At 74.3% G+C, this 1,950-nt stretch carries 2 protein-coding genes; one reads left to right on the top strand and one right to left on the bottom strand.

Annotated elements, in window-relative coordinates; all coding sequences use genetic code 11:
• A partial coding sequence (locus tag CCL05_RS42520; protein WP_143590057.1) for a serine/threonine-protein kinase occupies positions 1–957 on the bottom strand: 957 nt, incomplete at its 3' end.
• Between the two features lie 363 nt (positions 958–1,320).
• On the opposite strand from CCL05_RS42520, the gene CCL05_RS42515 reads away from it, so the two are divergent.
• Positions 1,321–1,950, top strand: a 630-nt coding sequence (locus CCL05_RS42515; RefSeq protein ID WP_143590056.1) for an FHA domain-containing protein, incomplete at its 3' end; no start/stop codon positions are given.

Below are 1,950 nucleotides of genomic sequence, written 5' to 3'. Positions count from 1 at the left end.
GCCCGACCCGGCGCCCGCGCCCGTGCCCGACATGTCCGGCGCGGGCGCCGGGTCGGGCACCAGGAGCGCGCCGACGCCCTCGGCGGCGGCGATCTGCGCGGAGTTCGCGTGCACGCCGATGCCCTCGGCGACGACGCGCAGGCCTCGGGCGAGGTTCACGGCGCTGGGCCGCTCGTCCGGGTTCTTGCGCAGACAGCGCTCGATGATCGTCCACAGCGGGTCGGGGACCGTGGAGGGGCGCCGCGGCTCGGCGCTCAGGTGCTGGTGCAGCACCTCCAGGGCGGAGCCGCCGGAGAACGGCGGGCGGCCGGTGACCAGCTCGTACAGCAGGATGCCGGCGCCGTAGATGTCGACGGCGGAGGTCTGCGGGCGGCCCTCGGCGGACTCGGGCGCGACGTACGCGGGCGTGCCGACGAACTCCTGGGTGCGGGTCAGGCCCGGGGAGTCGGCCAGGCGGGCGATGCCGAAGTCGGTCAGCAGCGGGTGCATCTGCCCGTCGTACTGCTGGAGCAGCACGTTCGCCGGCTTGAGGTCGCGGTGGACGACGCCGTCGGCGTGGCTGGCGGCGAGCGCGTCGGCGATCTGGGCGGTGAGCAGGGCCGCGGCGACGGGGCTGAAGGGCCCGTTCTCACGCAGGTAACGGTGCAGGTCGGGGCCCTCGACGAGGTCCATGACCAGCGCCAGCAGATCGCCCTCGACGACCAGGTCACGGACCCGGACGATGTTCGGGTGGGTCAGCCGGAGCAGGACGGAGCGCTCCCGGAGGAACCGCATGACGATGTCCGGGTCGCTGGCCAGCTCCTCCTTGAGGACCTTGATCGCGACGGTCTCGCCGGGCTGTCCCGGCACGGCCGCCTCGGCGCCCGCGGTCTCGCGCTGGCGGGCTCGCCAGACGGTGCCCGTGGCGCCGCGTCCGAGCGGCTCCTCGAGCAGGTACTTGCTGCCTACCGGCCGCACGTCATGCGCTCCCTGGTGCTTGCCTTGCCTGCTGGCCTGTCCGACCCACTGTAGTGCCGTGCCGCCGGGGACCGGGGTGTCGTCGTTCTGTGGGTCTTACGGATGCGTTCTCGCACGCGTTCGAAGGAAAGACGCTCACCTCGGTCTCGGGGTTGCCGAGAGTGAGCGTGACCGATCTCAAGTGATCGCCAGTGGGGCATCTCTCAGGCACTTTTGCGGGCAGAGCCGACCAATCAAGATCACTTCTTCCGGAGCGAGGGGCGCGGTGTCAGTGGCAGGTGCGAGGATGCGTGCAGTACTGGCCGACGTGCTGGGGCGGGGTGGGGGGACTCCGCGCCCGGGCAGAAGGGACCGCTGACGGCGATGCAGATCCGGCTGACCGTCGTAGACCCGCAGGGCCTGGCGGCTCCGGCCCCGGACCGCGCCGCGCGCTGCGACGTGCTGGTCACTGCACCCGCCGGGACGGCGCTCGCGGCGGTGGCCTCCGGGCTCGCCCAGGTGGTCCTCGGCGGTGACGGCTCGGGCACCCCGGTGCTGTACGCCGGGGAGCAGCGGCTCGACGCCCAGCGCTGCACGCTCGGCGAGCCCCCGCTGACCGACGGTGCCGTGCTGTCCGTGGGCGCGCCGGGCGAGCCGGAGCCGCATCCCGAGCTGGACGACGCCCCGGCCCAGCTCCAGGTCGTCGCCGGGCCCGACGCGGGCGGCGTCCACCTGCTGCACGGCGGCGAGATCCGCATCGGCCGCTCCGCCGACGCCGAGGTACCGCTCGACGACCCGGACGTCTCCCGGCTGCACTGCGCGGTGACGGTGAGCGCCGACGGCCGCGTCTCGGTCGCCGACCTCGACTCCACGAACGGCACGACGCTGGACGGCATGCGCGTGGGCGACCGGGCGGTCCGTTTCGCCCCCGGGGCGCTGCTCCGGATCGGCGAGTCGGCCCTGCGGCTGGCTCCCGCCGGGGGGCCGGGGGGCCGGGTGGACACCACGCCGGAC

It is taken from the genome of Streptomyces africanus, from assembly GCF_002150735.1.
GTDB lineage: Bacteria > Actinomycetota > Actinomycetes > Streptomycetales > Streptomycetaceae > Streptomyces > Streptomyces africanus.
Note: the sequence above shows the minus strand (reverse complement) of the source record. Positions and strands in the feature narration are given on the sequence as shown.